18 protein-coding genes, 1 tRNA gene and 2 pseudogenes are annotated in these 16530 nt (G+C 66.1%); 14 read left to right on the top strand and 7 right to left on the bottom strand.

Going from position 1 to position 16530, the window contains the following annotated elements:
* Positions 1 to 104 precede the first annotated feature (104 nt).
* From K7H93_RS05910 to K7H93_RS05895, 4 genes are all read left to right on the top strand, one after another.
* Positions 105 to 485, top strand: a complete 381-nt coding sequence (locus K7H93_RS05910; protein WP_230782885.1) for a hypothetical protein — start codon at positions 105 to 107, stop codon at positions 483 to 485.
* Positions 486 to 678: 193 nt separating this feature from the next.
* Complete coding sequence (locus K7H93_RS05905; protein ID WP_230782884.1) at positions 679 to 1005, top strand: antibiotic biosynthesis monooxygenase family protein; 327 nt, start codon at positions 679 to 681, stop codon at positions 1003 to 1005.
* Positions 1002 to 1349: an arsenate reductase gene (locus K7H93_RS05900; protein WP_230782883.1), complete on the top strand. Its 348-nt coding sequence runs from the start codon at positions 1002 to 1004 to the stop codon at positions 1347 to 1349. The genes K7H93_RS05905 and K7H93_RS05900 overlap by 4 nt, the downstream gene beginning before the upstream one ends.
* Before the next feature lie 56 nt (positions 1350 to 1405).
* Positions 1406 to 2395 carry a glycerophosphodiester phosphodiesterase gene (locus K7H93_RS05895; RefSeq protein ID WP_230782882.1) on the top strand — a complete coding sequence of 330 codons (990 nt, stop codon included), beginning with the start codon at positions 1406 to 1408 and terminating at the stop codon, positions 2393 to 2395.
* Here the strand turns inward: K7H93_RS05895 and ubiG are convergent.
* Complete coding sequence (ubiG, locus tag K7H93_RS05890; RefSeq protein WP_230782881.1) at positions 2392 to 3120, bottom strand: bifunctional 2-polyprenyl-6-hydroxyphenol methylase/3-demethylubiquinol 3-O-methyltransferase UbiG; 729 nt, start codon at positions 3118 to 3120, stop codon at positions 2392 to 2394. The genes K7H93_RS05895 and ubiG overlap by 4 nt on opposite strands.
* A gap of 53 nt (positions 3121 to 3173) precedes the next feature.
* Here ubiG and K7H93_RS05885 point away from each other — a divergent pair, with 53 nt between their 5' ends.
* Together K7H93_RS05885 and purT are read left to right on the top strand one after the other, a co-directional pair.
* Positions 3174 to 4466 (top strand): aspartate kinase, encoded by a 1293-nt coding sequence (locus K7H93_RS05885; RefSeq protein WP_420840374.1) that lies wholly within the window; start codon positions 3174 to 3176, stop codon positions 4464 to 4466.
* Between the two features lie 10 nt (positions 4467 to 4476).
* A complete protein-coding gene (gene purT, locus K7H93_RS05880; protein WP_230782880.1) occupies positions 4477 to 5634 on the top strand; it encodes a formate-dependent phosphoribosylglycinamide formyltransferase in 1158 nt (385 codons plus the stop codon).
* Here the strand turns inward: purT and K7H93_RS16120 are convergent.
* Both K7H93_RS16120 and K7H93_RS05875 read right to left on the bottom strand, forming a co-directional pair.
* Positions 5577 to 5783: pseudogene (locus K7H93_RS16120) on the bottom strand (hypothetical protein); the annotation flags it as partial. The gene purT and the pseudogene K7H93_RS16120 sit on opposite strands and share 58 nt — an antisense overlap.
* Positions 5717 to 6070, bottom strand: a pseudogene (locus tag K7H93_RS05875) (DUF2306 domain-containing protein); the annotation flags it as partial. The pseudogenes K7H93_RS16120 and K7H93_RS05875, both read right to left, overlap by 67 nt.
* A 228-nt stretch (positions 6071 to 6298) precedes the next feature.
* Between K7H93_RS05875 and K7H93_RS05870 the strand changes: the two are divergent.
* The 7 genes from K7H93_RS05870 to K7H93_RS05840 all read left to right on the top strand — a co-directional run bounded on the left by K7H93_RS05870 (position 6299) and on the right by K7H93_RS05840 (position 11988).
* Positions 6299 to 7135 (top strand): LytTR family DNA-binding domain-containing protein, encoded by an 837-nt coding sequence (locus K7H93_RS05870; RefSeq protein ID WP_230782878.1) that lies wholly within the window; start codon positions 6299 to 6301, stop codon positions 7133 to 7135.
* A 40-nt stretch (positions 7136 to 7175) separates the two neighbouring features.
* Complete coding sequence (locus K7H93_RS05865; protein ID WP_230782877.1) at positions 7176 to 8192, top strand: NAD(P)H-dependent flavin oxidoreductase; 1017 nt, start codon at positions 7176 to 7178, stop codon at positions 8190 to 8192.
* A 136-nt stretch (positions 8193 to 8328) separates the two neighbouring features.
* Entirely contained in the window at positions 8329 to 8979 is a 651-nt protein-coding gene (locus tag K7H93_RS05860) for a YceI family protein (protein ID WP_054527697.1), read from the top strand.
* A 64-nt stretch (positions 8980 to 9043) separates the two neighbouring features.
* Positions 9044 to 9922: a dienelactone hydrolase family protein gene (locus tag K7H93_RS05855; RefSeq protein WP_230782875.1), complete on the top strand. Its 879-nt coding sequence runs from the start codon at positions 9044 to 9046 to the stop codon at positions 9920 to 9922.
* 128 nt (positions 9923 to 10050) lie between these two features.
* Entirely contained in the window at positions 10051 to 10278 is a 228-nt protein-coding gene (locus tag K7H93_RS05850) for a hypothetical protein (protein WP_156313738.1), read from the top strand.
* Positions 10279 to 10460: 182 nt separating this feature from the next.
* The gene (locus K7H93_RS05845; RefSeq protein ID WP_054527695.1) at positions 10461 to 11483 is read left to right on the top strand and encodes an SPFH domain-containing protein; all 1023 of its coding nucleotides are present in this window, start codon (positions 10461 to 10463) and stop codon (positions 11481 to 11483) included.
* Positions 11484 to 11496: 13 nt separating this feature from the next.
* Entirely contained in the window at positions 11497 to 11988 is a 492-nt protein-coding gene (locus K7H93_RS05840) for an NfeD family protein (protein ID WP_230782874.1), read from the top strand.
* An 18-nt stretch (positions 11989 to 12006) separates the two neighbouring features.
* Here K7H93_RS05840 and K7H93_RS05835 read toward each other — a convergent pair whose 3' ends face one another.
* Positions 12007 to 12957: a complex I NDUFA9 subunit family protein gene (locus K7H93_RS05835; protein WP_230782873.1), complete on the bottom strand. Its 951-nt coding sequence runs from the start codon at positions 12955 to 12957 to the stop codon at positions 12007 to 12009.
* Positions 12958 to 13141: 184 nt separating this feature from the next.
* Here K7H93_RS05835 and K7H93_RS05830 point away from each other — a divergent pair.
* Positions 13142 to 13228, top strand: a tRNA-Leu gene (locus tag K7H93_RS05830).
* 129 nt (positions 13229 to 13357) lie between these two features.
* Here the strand turns inward: K7H93_RS05830 and K7H93_RS05825 are convergent.
* From K7H93_RS05825 to K7H93_RS05815, 3 genes are all read right to left on the bottom strand, one after another.
* Complete coding sequence (locus K7H93_RS05825) at positions 13358 to 13552, bottom strand: hypothetical protein (RefSeq protein ID WP_230782872.1); 195 nt, start codon at positions 13550 to 13552, stop codon at positions 13358 to 13360.
* 16 nt (positions 13553 to 13568) lie between these two features.
* Entirely contained in the window at positions 13569 to 15896 is a 2328-nt protein-coding gene (locus K7H93_RS05820; protein WP_230782871.1) for a transketolase family protein, read from the bottom strand.
* 93 nt (positions 15897 to 15989) lie between these two features.
* Entirely contained in the window at positions 15990 to 16508 is a 519-nt protein-coding gene (locus tag K7H93_RS05815) for a DUF2141 domain-containing protein (RefSeq protein WP_230782870.1), read from the bottom strand.
* Positions 16509 to 16530 lie beyond the last annotated feature (22 nt).

The following is a 16530-nucleotide window of genomic DNA, read 5'->3' as shown; positions in this document are numbered from 1 at the left end:
CTCGCGCTGCTAAGCCACGGCGGGAACACAGGATTTCTCCGATCGTAGAGACTCCATTCCAGGTGCGGGATTGGTGGCCTCGCGATTCAATGGGGAGAGATTCCATGCGTAAACTGATGATTCCCGCTCTGCTCGCCGGCACGCTGCTGCTGGGCGGTTGCGCCTATGGCACCGGCTATGGCTACGATGACGGCTACGGTCCGGGCGGCGGCTATAATGATGGTTTTGGTGGCGGCTATGGCGACGGGTATGGTGACGGCTACGGCTATTCCTACCGCCAGAACAGCGAGTTCGAGCGCGCGGCGGTGAACGCCTGCGGGCGCGAGGCAAGCCGCTATGGCCGGGTCCAGATCACCTATGCCGAGGAACGCGAGCGCGGCGTCTTTACCGTGCAGGGCCGGATCGACGTGCGCGACCGGTCGCGCGACCAGTTCACCTGCGCCTTCAGCTCCTCGGGCCGGATTCTCGATTTCCGCTTCGGCTAGGGGAAATCATCGGGCGGCGCGGTGCATGGCGCTGTCCTAATCATGCGTGGCGCGCTAAGTCCGCGCTCATGTCGAGCCACGCCCACCGCTTGCCAGACGCTCCGCCACGGCACCTGCCCGGCGGGGCGTTTTGTGTCTCTGGACAGTGTGTCAGGTGTGTCAGCCGCGCGGCGGCTGGCGGGCGAATCGACTGATGTATCTGGTCGTCTTCCGCAGCCGCAAACGCGCCGGCTACGACGCGGCGGCCTATGCCGAACACGCCGATGCGATGGAGGCGCTCGCACGCGAGCAGCGCGGCTTCCTCGCCGTGAAGACCTATGCCGCCGATGATGGCGAGACGGTGACGATCTCCGAATGGGCGACGCGCGAGGCGGCCAAGGCGTGGCGCTGCCACCCGGACCATGCCGGCGTTCAGGGCGCGGGCAGGAAGCACCACTATGCCCGGTACACGATGTTCACCTGCCTCGACCCGCAGGTGACCCACTACCAACATGATGAGCCAGACGAAGAGGACGCATGACCACCACGCTCAACGGCATTCCCAATTGCGATACGGTCAAGAAGGCGAGGAAGTGGCTGGAGGCGCAGGGCATCGAGCACAGCTTCCGCGACTTCAAGAAGGACCCGCCGAGCGCCGATGAGGTCGGTGGCTGGGCCGATGCCGCGGGCTGGGAAGTGCTGCTCAACAAGCGCGGGACGACGTTTCGCAAGCTGGACGAAGGCGACAAGGCCGATCTCGGGCAAGAGAAGGCGATTGCCTTGATGGTGCAACATCCAAGCCTGATCAAACGCCCCGTACTCGAGCATGAGGGCGGCCTGCTGGTCGGCTTCAGGGAACCGGAATGGAAGGATGAATTGTGCTGAAATGGCTTGGGGCACTGGCCATCGCCCTGTCACCCGTCTGTGCGAGCGCGCAAGACGTGGCTGATCTGACCCCCGTCAATGCCGATGGCGACATGCTGGTGATCGCGCATCGCGGTGCGAGCGGCGAACGGCCCGAACACACGCTCGCCAGCTATGAGCGCGCGATCGACCAGGGGGCCGACTATATCGAGCCCGATCTGGTGGTGACCAAGGATCTGGTGCTGGTCGCCCGGCACGAGAACGAGATCGGCGAGACGACCAATGTCGCCGACCATCCCGAGTTTGCGGACCGCCGCCGGACCAAGAACATCGAGGGCCAGATGGTCAACGGCTGGTTCGCGGAGGACTTCACGCTGGCCGAATTGCAGACGCTGCGCGCGAAGGAGCGGATGCCCGCGCTGCGCCCGGCCAATGCGCGCTTCGACGGGCTCTACGCGATCCCGACCTTTGCCGACATCATCGCGCTCAAGCGTGCCAAGGAGGCCGAAACCGGCCGCAAGATCGGGCTCTATCCGGAACTCAAGCACCCCACCTGGCTGTTGCAGGAAAGCGGGATCGATACGGTCGACCTGCTGGTCCGGCAGCTGAAGCAGGAAGGGCTGGATGGCGCGGACTCGGACGTGTTCGTCCAGGTGTTCGACATCGCGCCGCTGCAACGGCTCGACAAGATGATCGACGCACCGCTGATCCTGCTGATCCGCCCCGAAGGCGGCCCCTATGACGAGCCGGGAATGACCTGGGCGGGGATCATGACGCCGACCGGCCTCGCCGAAGTGGCGACCTATGCCGACGGGATCGGCCCGTGGATGGGCCATGTGCTCGGCGACGACGGCACGCCGACCGATCTTGTGCGCGATGCCCATGCGGCGGGGCTGAAGGTTCACCCGTGGACCGTGCGCAAGGAAAACGTGTTCCTGCCCGCATCGCTGCGATCGGACGCCAGCGAGAACGGGATCGGCGATATCCGGGGGCTGGTGAAGCTGCTCAAGGCCGCCGGGGTCGACGGCTACTTCACCGACGATCCCGGGCTGGTGCGGGCAGACTAGGCGCGCCGGGCGGCGAGAATGTAGTTGAGGCTCATATCGTCCGACAGGTGCAGGCCCTTGCCCGGACGCCAGGCAATGCCCTGGGTCTGGGTGACGGTCAGGCCCGCATCGGCTAGCAGGTCGGTCAGCTCCTCGGGCGTCACGAAGTCGTCCCAGTGGTGCGTGCCCCTCGGCACTGCGCCGACCGCCTCCGCCGCTCCGACCAGCAGCAGGCGGCTGGCGGCGGTCCGGTTGGGGGTCGACAGGATCAGGAGGCCGTCATCGGCAAGTTTGGCGGTGAGCGCAGCGAGGAAGGCGGGCTTGTCCGCGACATGCTCGATCACCTCCATGCAGGTGACGAGGTCGAAACTGCCAAGGTCCAGCGTGCCGATCTCGCCCGCCATGTAGCGGATGTCGAGCCCGGCAGCCTCGGCATGGGCGGCGGCGGCGGCGGCATTCTCGGGTGCGGCATCGACGCCCGTCACCTCGGCGCCAAGGCGCGACAAGGGCTCGCACAGCAGGCCCGCGCCGCAGCCGACGTCGACCGCCGCCTTGCCCGCAAGCGGCGAAGCGCTCTCGATATCGCCGCCCCAGTGGCGGTCGATCGACTCGCGAATGAAGCCCAGCCGCACCGGGTTCAGCCGGTGGAGCATGGCGGAGGAGCCCTTCGGGTCCCACCAGTCCGCTGCCAGTGCGCCGAAATGGGCCGCTTCATCGGGGCGAATGGTTGCTGTTGCATCGCTCATCCCCGCTCCCTAACACCGCGCCGAAAGTGGCACCAGCGAGGAAGGCTTCGCCCTTGGCGCGGATCGTGATGAAATTCGGCGGGACCTCGATGGCGGGGACCGAGCGCATTCGGCGTGTGGCGCAGATCGTGCGCAAGCAGGCTGCCCCTAAAGACGGCGGGCCGGCGAACGAGGTTGCGGTGGTCGTCTCCGCAATGGCGGGCGAGACGGACCGGCTGGTCAACTTCGCCCGAGAAGCCCACGCGCTCTACGACCCGGCGGAATACGACGTGGTCGTGGCGAGCGGGGAACAGGTCACCTCCGGCCTGCTCGCGATGACGCTCCAGTCGCTGGGGCAGAAGGCGCGCAGCTGGCTCGGCTGGCAGCTTCCGATTCGCACGATCGAGGCCCATGCCAAGGCGCGCGTCGATGCGATCGACAGCGATGCGCTGCTCGCCAGCATGACCGAGGGCACGATTGCGGTGATCCCGGGCTTCCAGGGGCTGAGCGCGGAAGGGCGCGTCACCACGCTCGGCCGGGGCGGGTCGGACACCAGCGCGGTCGCGGTTGCGGCAGCGGTCAAGGCGGACCGCTGCGATATCTACACCGATGTCGACGGGGTCTACACCACCGACCCGCGCATCGTCGCCAAGGCGCGCAAGCTCAAGGCGGTGACCTACGAGGAAATGCTCGAACTCGCCTCCGTCGGCGCGAAGGTGCTGCAGACCCGCTCTGTCAGCCTCGCGATGAAGGAAGGTGTACGCATACAGGTGCTCTCCAGCTTCGTGGACGATGACGCGACCCCGGCAGACGATCTGCCGGGCACGCTGATCGTCTCCGAGGAAGAAATGGAGCGGATGGTCGAAGAGGGAAAAATGGAACGCAAGCTCGTCACCGGCATCGCGCACGACAAGAACGAAGCCAAGATCATCCTCACCCGCGTGCCCGACAAGCCGGGCGCGGTGGCGGAGATCTTCGGCCCGCTGGCCGAGGCCAGCATCAATGTCGACATGATCATCCAGAACGTGGGCCGCGACAAGGGCGAGACCGACGTGACCTTCACGATCCCCCAGACCGACCTCGCGCGTGCGCAGGCCCTGCTGGAGGACAAGCGCGAGGCGATCGGCTACAACCGGATCATCACCGACAGCCATATCGCGAAGATCAGCGTGGTCGGCGTCGGCATGAAGAGCCACGCGGGCGTGGCGAGCGACATGTTCCGCGCGCTGGCCGACAGGGGCATCAACATCCAGGCGATCACCACGAGCGAGATCAAGGTCTCGGTGATGATCGACGAGGACGAGACCGAGCTCGCAGTGCGCGTGCTGCACACGGCCTACGGCCTCGACGCGGAAGACGCGGCCTGAGGCTGGCGGCGTGAGCCACACCGCCAAAATCCTGCTGCTCGGCTCGGGCGAGCTGGGGCGCGAGTTCGTCATCTCGGCCAAGCGGCTGGGCGCTTACGTGATCGCCTGCGACAGCTACGACAACGCGCCCGCGATGCAGCTGGCCGATGCGCGCGAGGTGTTCTCGATGCTCGATGGCGATGCGCTGCGTAGCGTGATCGAGAAGCACAAGCCCGACCATGTCGTGCCCGAGATCGAGGCTATCCGCACCGAAGTGCTGGCCGAGGTCGAGGCCAATGGCGTCCATGTCGTACCCACCGCGCGCGCGGCGCAGCTGACTATGAACCGCGATGCGATCCGCGATCTGGCGGCGCAGGAGCTGGGCGTGCGGACCTCGCGCTACGGCTATGCGACCAGCCTCGACGAAGTGCGCGCGGCGGCAGAGGACACGGGCTTCCCCTGCGTTATCAAGCCGGTCATGTCCTCCTCGGGCAAGGGCCAGAGCACGGTGCAGGATGCAGACGGGCTGGAGGCCGCGTGGGACTATGCGGTGGCCAATATGCGCGGCGACCGGGCGCGGGTGATCGTCGAGCAGTTCATTGGTTTCGATTACGAGATCACGCTGCTGACGGTGCGGCACAAGAACGGCGTCACCTTCTGCCCGCCGATCGGGCACCGGCAGGAGCGCGGCGACTATCAGGAAAGCTGGCAGCCGCACGGCATGAGCGAGGCCGCGCTCACGCAAGCGCAGGAGATGGCGCGCAAGGTGGTCGATAATTTGGGTGGGCACGGGTTGTTCGGTGTCGAGTTCTTCGTGCGCGGTGATGCGGTGATCTTCTCCGAATTGAGCCCGCGCCCGCACGACACCGGGATGGTCACGCTGGTCAGCCAGAACCTGACCGAGTTCGACTTGCACGCACGTGCGGTGATGGGCCTGCCCGTGCCCGACACGATCCGCGCGCGCCCTGCGGCCAGCGCGGTGATCCTTGCCGATCGTGAGAGCGAGAACGTCTCCTACGACGGGCTGGCGGAGGCGATGGCCAACGGCTCCGATGTCCGCATCTTCGCCAAGCCGGTCACGCGCCCCTTCCGCCGCATGGGTGTCGCGCTGGCAACTGCGGGCGATACGGACGAAGCCCGCCGCCTCGCGAAAGAGGCAGCGGACCGGGTCGCCCTGACGTACGACTGACGCCTCAGCCGAACAGCCACATCCCCATCAGGCGGGTCGGCAGGAACGAGAAGAGGCCGGGGATCATCAGCGCGCCGAGATACATCCGAGTGATGTTCCGGCGATGGCTCGCGAGGTCGCCGTTCTGCGCGGTGCGGACCACCTGCCATGCGCCGAGCAGGGTGAGCGGCACGAAAATGTGAATCCAGCTGAAGTCCGTCCCACCGCGCACGAAAGTGATCGCGATGGCGGTGACGACCATCAGGCCGACCCAGATCTTGCCGAGCATCCTGTGCAGCTTCGTGCCCTTGGTGGAGAGCAGCAGATACGCACCCAGCGGGACGCAGGGCAGCACGGTGACGATGTGGATCGCAATCGCGATGTTGCGGTAGCGGCCGTCGTCGGCTGCGAGCCCGGCAAGGAATTTGAAGACCGCCACTGCGATGGCGGCGGTCATCAGCGCTCCCACGACAGCGATCAGAGATTTGAGGAACGGGCCGTTGTCGAACCGGGGCTTCGAGCGGGTGCCGGAGGCGGCGAGGGTTGTCATGCGAAGGTCTCCTGGGTGTCTGTCTGCCCCCTGGATGCCTCAGGCCCGTTCGCGTGCAACGCGGACTTCGCGGACGACGCAGACCCTTCGTGAAAGCACCGGATTCGCGCGTGTTTGCCACTTTACGAAGCGCGAATGGTCCGCCACTTTGCGCCGATGGACACGAGCGAGCGCCGCGCCGAGGATACTCCCCAGCACCCGGTGCTGCGCAAGGTGCTGATCGACCTGTCGATCATGGTGGTGCTCGGCGTGGTGCTGGCCGTGATGGGCCCCTTCGGAAGCTTCCAGATGCCGCTGTCCGTCCGGCTGATCTACTGGGTCGGTCTCGCGGTGACGGGATATTCCTGCTTCCGACCGATCGGCGCGCTTGTGACCAGCCTCGGCCCCCGGCTCGATCTGCCAGGATGGCCGCTATGGATCGCGGCGTGCCTGCTGGCGAGCGTGCCGGTGACATTGGCGGTTTTCTGGGCGGGTCAGCTGCCGGGCCCATTCTCGCTGCCTTCGTTCGACAACTTCGCGCGGACCTACCCCTACGTGCTGCTGGTCGGCAGCGGCGTGACCGTGCTGTTCCACCAGATCGAGCGCCGCAAGGCCGTGGCTGTGGCCGACGCTCCGCTGCCGACACTCACGGCTTCACAAGTCGAAACTCCTCCTGCGCCAGAAGCCCGCTTTCTCGACCGCCTGCCGGCGCATCTGGGCAGCGGCCTGCTCGCGCTGGAAATGGAGGACCACTACGTGCGTGTGCATACCGCGCTCGGCTCCGAACTGATCCTGCTGCGGATGCGCGACGCGGTGGCCGAGCTGGGCGCGATCGAGGGGGCACAGGTCCACCGCAGCTGGTGGGTCGCGCGCGACGCGGTCGAGGATGTGAAGCGCGACGGGCGCAACCTGCGGCTGGTGCTTACCGGCGGTCTGGAGGCACCCGTCTCCCGCGCGCGCATCGCTGAGCTGAAAGGCGCTGGCTGGTTGTAGTTCTTGCCCACCGCGCGGTTGGCTCGTAACCGCTGATCGCATGAGCAACACTCCCAAGACAGACGCGCTGATGGCGCGCGGCACCCAATTCCTCGGCAGCAAATACGCGATCCTGTGCGGCGCGATGAGCTGGGTGTCCGAACGCAACCTCGTTTCCGCGATCTCCAACGCGGGCGGCTTCGGTGTGATCGCCTGCGGGGCGATGACGCCCGAACTGCTCGATACCGAGATCGCCGAGACGAAGAAGCGCACCGACAAACCCTTCGGCGTCAACCTGATCACCATGCACCCCGACCTGTTCGACCTGATCGCGGTGTGCGAGAAGCACGCCGTCACCCACGTCGTGCTGGCAGGCGGCATTCCTCCCAAGGGCAGCGTCGAAGCGATCAAGGGCGGCAAGAATCCCGCCAAGGTCATCTGCTTCGCGCCCACGCTGGCGCTCGCCAAGAAGCTGCTGCGTTCGGGCGCGGATGCGCTGGTGATCGAGGGGATGGAAGCAGGCGGCCATATCGGGCCGGTCTCGACCAGCGTGCTGGCGCAGGAAATGCTGCCCGAGCTGTCGGCCGAGCACCTGATCTTCGTCGCGGGCGGCATCGGGCGCGGCAGCGCGATTGCCGGTTATCTGGAGATGGGCGCCTGCGGCGTGCAGCTCGGCACGCGCTTCGCCTGCGCGACCGAAAGCATCGCGCACGAGAACTTCAAGAAGGCGTTCTTCCGTGCCTCCGCCCGCGAAGCGGTCGCCAGCGTCCAGGTCGATGCGCGGCTGCCGGTGATCCCGGTGCGCGCGCTCAAGAACAAGGGCACCGAGGAATTCACCGCGACCCAACGCGAGATCGCCGGACGGCTCGACCGCGAGGAGATCGCGATGGCCGAGGCGCAGCTGCAGGTCGAGCACTACTGGGCGGGCGCGCTGCGCCGCGCGGTGATCGACGGCGATGTCGAGAACGGCAGCCTGATGGCCGGGCAATCGGTCGGCATGGTCCGCAAGGAAGAGCCGGTGGCGGACATCATCGATACGCTGATGGCGGAAAGCGAGGAGGCGCTGACGCGCCGGTAAGCGGCGCGGTCAGAAGCGAAGCGCCGGAACCGAAGCCGGGCTGGCGCTTTGTCCGGAGGAGGTACGCGCGCGCGGGCCCATCGTGGCGCGCAACTGCTACACGTGATCGTCACACCACCTTCCGGAGGGTTCTTCCATGCGCATGATCCAGTCTCTCACCGTGGCCGCCCTCGTCGGCCTGGCCACCGTTCCTGCTCTCGCCCTCCAGGAAGGTGCGCCGCAGGTGCCGGGCCAGATGGACGCCAGCCGGGTCAGCGGCGGCACCTACGTGACCGATCCTGCGCACACGCTGGTCGCGTGGACGGTCAACCATTTCGGCTTCAACAGCTACTTCGGCGCGTTCGGCGACGTTGACGGCACGTTGCAGATCGACCCTGCCGATCTGTCCTCCGCCAAGGTCGACGTGACCATCCCGATCACCAGCGTCACCGTGGTCAGCGAAGGACTGCGCGATCACCTTCTGCGCCCTGGCAAGGATGGCGGCGACCCCGACTTCTTCGGCGCCGAGCCGGAAGCTGCGCGCTTCGTCTCGACCAGTGTGGACGTCGGCGCGGATGGTACCAGTGCCAGCATTACCGGCGATCTGACCATGAATGGCGTGACCAAGCCGGTGACCATCGACGCCCGCTTTACCGGCGCAGGCTCCAACCCGATGAAAAAGGTCGAAACGATCGGCTTCGAAGGCACCGCGACGATCATGCGGTCCGATTTCGGGGTCGACTACGCGCTCCCGCTGGTGAGCGACGAGGTCGAGCTGACGATCAGCGCCGCCTTCGAAAAGCAGTAGGCAAGCACAATAACCGGGCGCGCTGCGGGCCCGAGCCGCGGCTCATTTCAGGGGAGGCACGCGTATGTGCGATGAGGCGAAGCTGGCCCAGTGGGCGAAGCAGGGGCTCAACCGGCGGCAGTTCGGCATCCTCGGCGGAGTGGCTGCGATCGGGGCCTGCGCACCGATGGCGGGGGGCTCCGACGGCGAAGCCTCGCTGCCGGCGCTGACCGAGCGTCAGGTATCCTTCGAGACCTCTGCAGGCACGATGGACGGCTTCTTCGTCGCGCCTGCCTCCGGCGCGGCGCCCGGCGTGCTGTTCTGGCCCGATATTGCCGGCCTGCGCGAGGCAAAGCGTGCCATGGCGCGGCGGCTGGCCGGGCGTGGATACGCAGTGCTGGTGGTCAATCCCTATTACCGCGACGTCGCGGGCGAGCAGTTCGCCGATTTCGCCACCTTCGCGGGCAATGGCGGCTTCCAGAAGGTCAAGCCGTGGCGCGACAAGCTCACCGCACAGGCGATCATGAGCGACGCGACCGCAGCGGTCGACTGGCTCGATGCGCAAAAGGAAGTCGATAGCGCGCGTGGGATCGGCACGCAGGGCTATTGCATGGGCGGGCCGTTCACCTTCTGGACGGCGGCGGCGGTGCCATCGCGAGTGAAGGGTGTCGCCAGCTTCCACGGTGGCGGGCTGGTGCGCGAGGATGATCCGATGAGCCCGCATCGCACCTTCGACGATACGCAGGCGCATTACCTGGTCGCGATCGCGAAGAACGACGACGCGGAGGCGCCCGATCACAAGCGCATCCTGCGCGAGGCGGCGGCAGAGGCGGGGCGTCCGGCTAGAATCGAGGTCTATGATGGCGATCACGGCTGGACCGTGCCGGACAGCCCGGCCTATGCCGAACCTGCTGCGGAGAAGGCCTTTGCCGATTTGATGGCGCTTTACGCTACTGCGCTGTGACGATTGGCGCGCTGTTGCAAGAATGCGACAGCGCTCAAAATCGTGTTGCGCTGCCGAATCCACAGGCTTGTGCATGGGATGGCGCTTGTGCATGGGGCTGGATGAAGCTTCTTAAGAGGGGAAGATACGTGCGTATTGCCAAGACTTTGACTGCCGCCGCCGCGCTCGCTCTCGCCGGTGGGTCCATCGCCGCTCAGGCCGAACCCGTTCGCACCGCCGCTCCGGCGTCGGAAGAAAGCGAACTCGCGGGTCTCAGCTACGGCACCCAGTTCCTCGCGCTGGCGCTGATCGCCGGTGTGATCGCTGGTGCCTACGCGCTGGCCGATTCGGGTGACGACGATGCGGTGAGCAATTAAGCTCATTCTATCGGAATCGCCTTGAGCCGCGATAGCGCGGCTCGGGATTGAAAGGGGTCGCTCGCAAGGGCGGCCCTTTTTCGTTGTTACACGCCCGCATACGCCCGCCAGACCCCGGTTTCACTTGGCCTCGTCGCCCCCGCCCGCTACGCTGTAATCCTGTAAAATCAGGAGTGGATCGGATGGGTGGAATTGTCGTTCTCGGGCTGCTGGTGTTCCTGCTGCTCGTCTTCCTGATGACCGCCATTACCATGGTGAAGCAGGGCTACGTCTACACGATCGAGCGGTTCGGCAAGTTCACCAAGGCTGCCGATCCGGGCCTGACGATCATCTTTCCGCTGATCGACCGGGTCGGCCACCGCATCAACATGATGGAACAGGTGCTCGATATTCCGGGGCAGGAGATCATCACCAAGGACAACGCCATGGTCGGGGTCGATGCGGTGGTGTTCTTCCAGGTGCTCGACGCGCCCAAGGCGGCCTACGAGGTCTCCGGCCTGCACCCCGCGATCATGGCGCTGACCACCACCAACCTGCGCACCGTGATGGGCAGTATGGATCTGGACGAGACGCTGTCCAAGCGCGACGAGATCAACGCCCGCCTGCTCAGCGTGGTCGACCATGCGACGTCGCCGTGGGGGATCAAGATCACCCGGGTCGAGATCAAGGACATCCGCCCGCCGCGCGACATTTCCGAAGCGATGGCTCGCCAGATGAAGGCCGAACGCCTCAAGCGTGCCGAGATCCTCGAAGCCGAGGGCGATCGCCAGAGCCGCATCCTGCGCGCCGAGGGTGAGAAGCAGAGCGCGATCCTGAAGGCCGAAGGTGCACGCGAGAGTGCGTTCCGCGATGCCGAGGCGCGCGAGCGTGCCGCCGAAGCTGAAGCCAAGGCCACCCAGATGGTGTCCGACGCGATCGCATCCTCGGGCAACCAGGCGATCAACTACTTCGTCGCGCAGGAATACACCAAGGCGGTGGGCAAGTTCGCCGACAGCCCCAATGCCAAGACGATCCTGTTCCCGGTCGAGGCGACCCAGCTGATTGGGTCGCTCGGCGGGATCGGCGAACTGGTGCGCGATGCCATCAATCCGGGCGAGAACGCGCCGGTCGGCGGCAATAACGGCGTGCCGCTCTCGCGCGAGCGCGATCCGGTAACCCGCGAACGCGCCTCCGTGCCCCGTGCGGGCCGGGGCGATCCGCAGTGATCGGTAAGCGGCGATGATCGACGGGATCGACCACTATTGGATATGGATCGCGCTGGGCCTCTTACTCGCAGTGCTCGAACTGCTGGTGCCGGGGGTCTACCTCATCTGGCTCGCCGTGGCCGCGCTCGTCACCGGCGCGCTCGCTTTCGTGCTGCCCTTCGGCTGGCCGCTGGAGATCGTCAGCTTCGTCTCGCTCTCGCTGATCGCGGTCTACAGCGCGCGCCGCTACCTCAATGACAAGCCGATCGTCAGCAGCGATCCGCTGCTCAACCAGCGTGGCGGGCGGATGGTCGGGGAGACGGCACTGGTCGTCCAGCCGATCGAGAGCGGCAGTGGGCGCGTGCGGCTGGGCGACAGCGAGTGGATCGCGCGCGGGCCCGACACTCCGGCCGGGCAGCGCGTGCGGATCAGTGGCAATGACGGTGCGATCCTGCTGGTCGAACCGATCGCCTTGATCGCCGAGGCGAGGACGCCGGATACCGACGAAACGCCTGCCGAAGGCTGAGCTTGCGCGCGGGCGCCCTCAGCCTGCGCTGTCCATCTTCTCTGCAAAGCGGCCATGCTTGCGATAGCGGACCATGTAGTGGTCGATCACCAGCTCCAGCGGGCGCGGCTGGATACCAAGCGCAGCGAAGCCAGGCACCCCTTCAGAGGCGGTGCTGCCCGCCTTGAGCATGCGCCACTGGTCCGTCCCCATCGGCGTGCCGGGCAGCGCGGCGAAAGCGGCGCTGGCACTGTCGGGCATCGGCAGGAAGGTGCGCTTGCGCCGCTGCGCTGTGGCGATCCGCTGATTGAGCTCCATCATCGTCCACCGGTCAGGCCCGGCCAGTTCGTAGATCTTGCCGCCAAACTCGGAAGGGTTGAGCAGCGCCTTGGTGATCGCGGCCGCGACATCGTCGACATGGACCACCTGCAGCGGCGAATCGGGCGCGAACACCGGCAGCACCGGCAGGCTCGCGATCAGATCGGCGAACAGGTTCAGGATGCCGCCATCGGGGCCGAAGATGATCGAGGGGCGCAGGATCGTCGCCTTGGGAAAGGCATCGCGCACCAGTTCCTCGCCCAGCGCCTTGGCCTGCGCGTAGGTGGAGGGGCCGTTCCGGTCCGCGCCGATCGCGCTGACCTGGACGAAGCGGCTCACCCCCGCGTCCTTCGCGGCACGCGCGAGATTGCCCGCAGCCTCGCCCATCAGCTTCATCAGATCGCCTTCGAAGGTGCCGACCAGATTAACCACCGCATCGCTTCCTTCGACGCAGGCACGCGCGCTCCTCTCGTCGAGAATGTCGCACCGAGCGAACTGCAGCTGGCCGAGCTTGGCCAGCGGCTTGAGCGAGAACGCTTCTTCCGGATGGCGCGCGGCGATTCGCACGCGGGCATTCTGTTGCAGCAGGTCTTCGGCGACGTGGCGGCCGATAAAGCCGCTGCCGCCGAAGATCGTCACCACCTTGTCGGCGAGCGGATTGGTGATGGGCATCGGGTAGGCCTTTCCGAAGGGGGCAATTGGGCGGTTGATATGCAGCGCCGCTTTGCCGGATGGCGACGAGCCTCGCAAGGCTGGCATGCGTGTTCTCTATTTGCGTTGACAGGCATGCCCTCCCTCGGTTAGTGGCCCGCGCCTACCCGGCGGCCGCGCCTTCGATGACCGGCCTGCCACGTGTGCCCAGATGGCGGAATTGGTAGACGCACCGTCTTCAGGTGGCGGCGATCGCAAGGTCGTGGAGGTTCGAGTCCTCTTCTGGGCACCATTTCCAATCAAGGATTGGTATTGGTACAGCGGCGCTGTGCGGGGCGTCCAATCTCGATGTGATTAGGGATGTCCGCGCGGGAAATCGGCCAATCGGCGTCGACACAGCGACACAGGTCTTCGCGCGCTGCTATTTTGCGATCCTGAGCCCACAGATCCTGAGCCCACAATAGCCTGCGTTCAGCTTGCGCCGCATTACACGGAGCGCGCCGAAAGGGCTCTCTGCCGTGGGGTGGACATCCAGGATGGAGCCATCGATGACATCGTCGACGGGAATGCTGTCGCGCTGTTGCACCAGCTCGTGGGCAAGCACGGGCGTTGTCATCTGGGTCGTCCTTGCCTCAAGCCGCGAACAGCTTGGCCATCGCTGCGATCACGGCGTCGGGATCGAGGCGATATTCGCGGTAGAGATCGACCAGATCGCCGGTCTGGCCGAAGCGATCCACGCCCAGCGGAGAGACTCGGCGTCCATCGACCCCGCCCAGCCAGGAGAGTGCGCCCGGTGAGCCGTCGAGCATGGTGACCAACTGCGCTCCGGCAGGCAGCTGCGACAGCAGGCTTTCGATATGGGACGGTCCCGCGCCATCCTGCGCCATGCGCGCGCTCCATTCGCGGTGCAGCAGGTCGGGCGATGTCACCACCAGCAGGCCGAGGCCGGGCAGGTCGTCCGCCATCGCATCGCAGGCGGTGATGGCCTCGGGCGTGACCGCACCCATGGTGACGATCGCCGCTTCGGCACCTTCGCCCGGCTTTCGCAGCCAGTAGGCGCCCTTCTTGGCCCCCTCGCGCCACGCATCGTCGGTGCGCTCGACCTGCGGGATGGCGCGCGTAGTGAGGCGGAAGTAGACCGCTTCGCCGTCGGGCGCCTGAAGCAGGCCGAACGCCTCCTCCATCAGCAGCGCCAGTTCATCGACGAAGGCGGGTTCGTAATGGCGCAGGCCCGGCTGGCCCATCGCGATCAGCGGCGGGTTGATCGACTGGTGCGCGCCGCCTTCCGGCCCCAGCGTGACCCCGGCCGGAGTTGCTACGAGGATGAACCGCGCGTCCTGGTAACAGGCGTAGTTCAGCGCATCGAGGCCGCGCGCGATGAAGGGGTCGTAGACCGTCCCGATGGGAAGCAGCCTCTCGCCGAACAGCGCGCCCGACAGTCCCATCGCGGCGAGCGCGAGGAACAGGTTGTTCTCCGCAATGCCCAGCTCCAGATGCTGGCCTGCCGTATCGCCCTCCCATTTCTGCGCCGAAGGGATGCGCGCCTTGCGGAACACGTCTTCCATCTGCTGCCGCCGGAACAGGCCGCGCTGATTGACCCATGCGCCAAGATTGGTGGACACGGTCACATCGGGCGAGGTGGTGATGATCCGGTCGGCCAGCGGCGAACCGCCCTTGGCCAGTTCGAGCAGAATCTTGCCGAAAGCGGTCTGCGTCGCCTGTTCGCTGCCTTCGGGCGCGGCGATCGCTGGCACATCGAAGGTGGGCGCATGTGCTGTCGCTTTTTCGCGCGCGATCTGTGTGCCCTCGACCAGATCGCGCAGCGCGGATTCGATATTGTCGCCAATCCCGGCGTAGGGTTCCCACTCGCTCCCCGCGGCGATGCCCTGCTGATCGCGCAGTGCCTCGATCTGGCCGGTGTTCATCAGGCCGGCATGGTTGTCCTTATGGCCCGCGAAGGGCAGGCCGTAGCCCTTGATGGTGTAGGCGATGAACAGCGCGGGCGTGTCGTCGTCGGCCGCGTCGAAGGCTTCGGTCAGGCTTTCCATGCAATGGCCGCCCAGATTGGTCATCAGCCGCGCCAGCGCCTCGTCGTCGCGGCTCTCCAGCAGCTTGGCCACGCCCGGCTGCTCGCCGATATCCTTGGACAGACGCGCGCGCCATTGCTCGCCGCCCTGATAGGTCAGCGCGGCATATTCGGCGTTGGAGGTGGTATCGATCCACTCGCGCAGCGCTTCGCCGCCGGGCTCCTGGAAGGCCTGCTCCATCAGCTTGCCGTATTTGAGCGTGACGACCCGCCAGCCGCAGGTGCGGAAGATGTCGTCGAACCGGCGGAACATGCGGTCGGCGGTGGTATGGTCGAGCGACTGGCGGTTGTAATCGACGATCCACCAGCAATTGCGCACGTCGTGCTTGTACCCCTCGATCAGGCATTCGTAGATATTGCCTTCGTCGAGTTCGGCATCGCCCATCAGCGCGACCATCCGCCCGGTCTTCTCGGGCGCGAGCGCGCCGTGCGCGACCAGATAGTCCTGCACCAGGCTGGCAAAGGCGGTCACCGCCACGCCCAGCCCGACCGATCCGGTCGAGAAATCCACCGGAATGCGGTCCTTGGTCCGGCTGGGATAGCTCTGCGCGCCGCCAAAGCCGCGAAACGCCTCCAGCTGTTCGCGCGACTGGCTGCCGAGCAGGTAGTGGATCGCATGCAGCACTGGCCCGGCGTGAGGCTTCACCGCGACCTTGTCGTTTGGGCCCAGCGCATGGAAATAGAGCGCGGTCATGATGCTGCTGATCGAAGCGCAGCTCGCCTGATGCCCGCCGACCTTCAGGTTATCGCGACTCTCGCGCACATTATTGGCGTTGTGGATCGTCCACGAGGACAACCAGCGCAGCCGTCGGTCGAGCGTTTCGAGCAAACTGATACGGTCCGGTTCGATCCCCGGCTTCGTCTTCGTGGCCATGAGTCATCCTCAGTCTGGGGGCTGCCCGCCGGTCAGACAGAGATTTGATCTCCAGCGCAAGGATCGCATGGCGGATAATGCGGCCGGGAGCGCTCAATCCTTGTAGCGCATATCGATCCGCAGGTTGGTGACCCCCGAGCCGACCGTAAAACGCGCACTGCTGAGCGACGGAGGGAGGGGGATGCCGAGCAGGGTTTTGACCTCGGGATTGTTCGAGATGCCGCCGCCGTCGACCGACAGGTCACTCTTGCGGTTGTCGTTGACATCGTGGTGCACGGTCAGCGCGTAATCGCCGGGATTGTCCACCGGCACGCAGACCGTCATCGTGCCCTTGCGCGGCTTGGTTTCGAGCCGGGTCAGATAGCGTTGCGAGCGCAGCCATTCCGAGCCGCGCGCGCGGAAAGTGCGCACGTAAAGGCCGCCCTCGTTCGAACGCAGGCCGGTGACCGTGATCCGGATTGCGGGGCCAGCGCCGCTGCTGCACTTGCTCAGGTCGTTGTAGATCACCTTGGCATAGGTGACCTGCTGCGCCGCGACCGGCGAGAGGGCGAGGCTGCCCGCTGCGGCGGCGAACGCGGCGCGTGCAGCAAGGCTGACGGGGCTGAAACGCATCGATCTATTTCCGTTCATGAGT

This window comes from Citromicrobium bathyomarinum, from assembly GCF_021021475.1.
Lineage (GTDB): Bacteria > Pseudomonadota > Alphaproteobacteria > Sphingomonadales > Sphingomonadaceae > Alteriqipengyuania > Alteriqipengyuania bathyomarina.
Note: the sequence above shows the minus strand (reverse complement) of the source record. Positions and strands in the feature narration are given on the sequence as shown.

Excerpts from the sequence above, each read along its gene's own strand:
- K7H93_RS05835 (WP_230782873.1), bottom strand. The coding sequence starts at position 12,957 with ATGCCCATCACCAATCCGCTCGCCGACAAGGTGGTGACGATCTTCGGC.
- K7H93_RS05845 (WP_054527695.1), top strand. The coding sequence starts at position 10,461 with ATGGGTGGAATTGTCGTTCTCGGGCTGCTGGTGTTCCTGCTGCTCGTC.
- K7H93_RS05905 (WP_230782884.1), top strand. The coding sequence starts at position 679 with ATGTATCTGGTCGTCTTCCGCAGCCGCAAACGCGCCGGCTACGACGCG.
- K7H93_RS05900 (WP_230782883.1), top strand. The coding sequence starts at position 1,002 with ATGACCACCACGCTCAACGGCATTCCCAATTGCGATACGGTCAAGAAG.
- K7H93_RS05815 (WP_230782870.1), bottom strand. The coding sequence starts at position 16,508 with ATGCGTTTCAGCCCCGTCAGCCTTGCTGCACGCGCCGCGTTCGCCGCC.
- K7H93_RS05870 (WP_230782878.1), top strand. The coding sequence starts at position 6,299 with ATGGTCCGCCACTTTGCGCCGATGGACACGAGCGAGCGCCGCGCCGAG.
- K7H93_RS05865 (WP_230782877.1), top strand. The coding sequence starts at position 7,176 with ATGAGCAACACTCCCAAGACAGACGCGCTGATGGCGCGCGGCACCCAA.
- ubiG (WP_230782881.1), bottom strand. The coding sequence starts at position 3,120 with ATGAGCGATGCAACAGCAACCATTCGCCCCGATGAAGCGGCCCATTTC.
- K7H93_RS05825 (WP_230782872.1), bottom strand. The coding sequence starts at position 13,552 with ATGACAACGCCCGTGCTTGCCCACGAGCTGGTGCAACAGCGCGACAGC.
- K7H93_RS05910 (WP_230782885.1), top strand. The coding sequence starts at position 105 with ATGCGTAAACTGATGATTCCCGCTCTGCTCGCCGGCACGCTGCTGCTG.
- K7H93_RS05820 (WP_230782871.1), bottom strand. The coding sequence starts at position 15,896 with ATGGCCACGAAGACGAAGCCGGGGATCGAACCGGACCGTATCAGTTTG.
- K7H93_RS05860 (WP_054527697.1), top strand. The coding sequence starts at position 8,329 with ATGCGCATGATCCAGTCTCTCACCGTGGCCGCCCTCGTCGGCCTGGCC.
- K7H93_RS05855 (WP_230782875.1), top strand. The coding sequence starts at position 9,044 with ATGTGCGATGAGGCGAAGCTGGCCCAGTGGGCGAAGCAGGGGCTCAAC.
- K7H93_RS05840 (WP_230782874.1), top strand. The coding sequence starts at position 11,497 with ATGATCGACGGGATCGACCACTATTGGATATGGATCGCGCTGGGCCTC.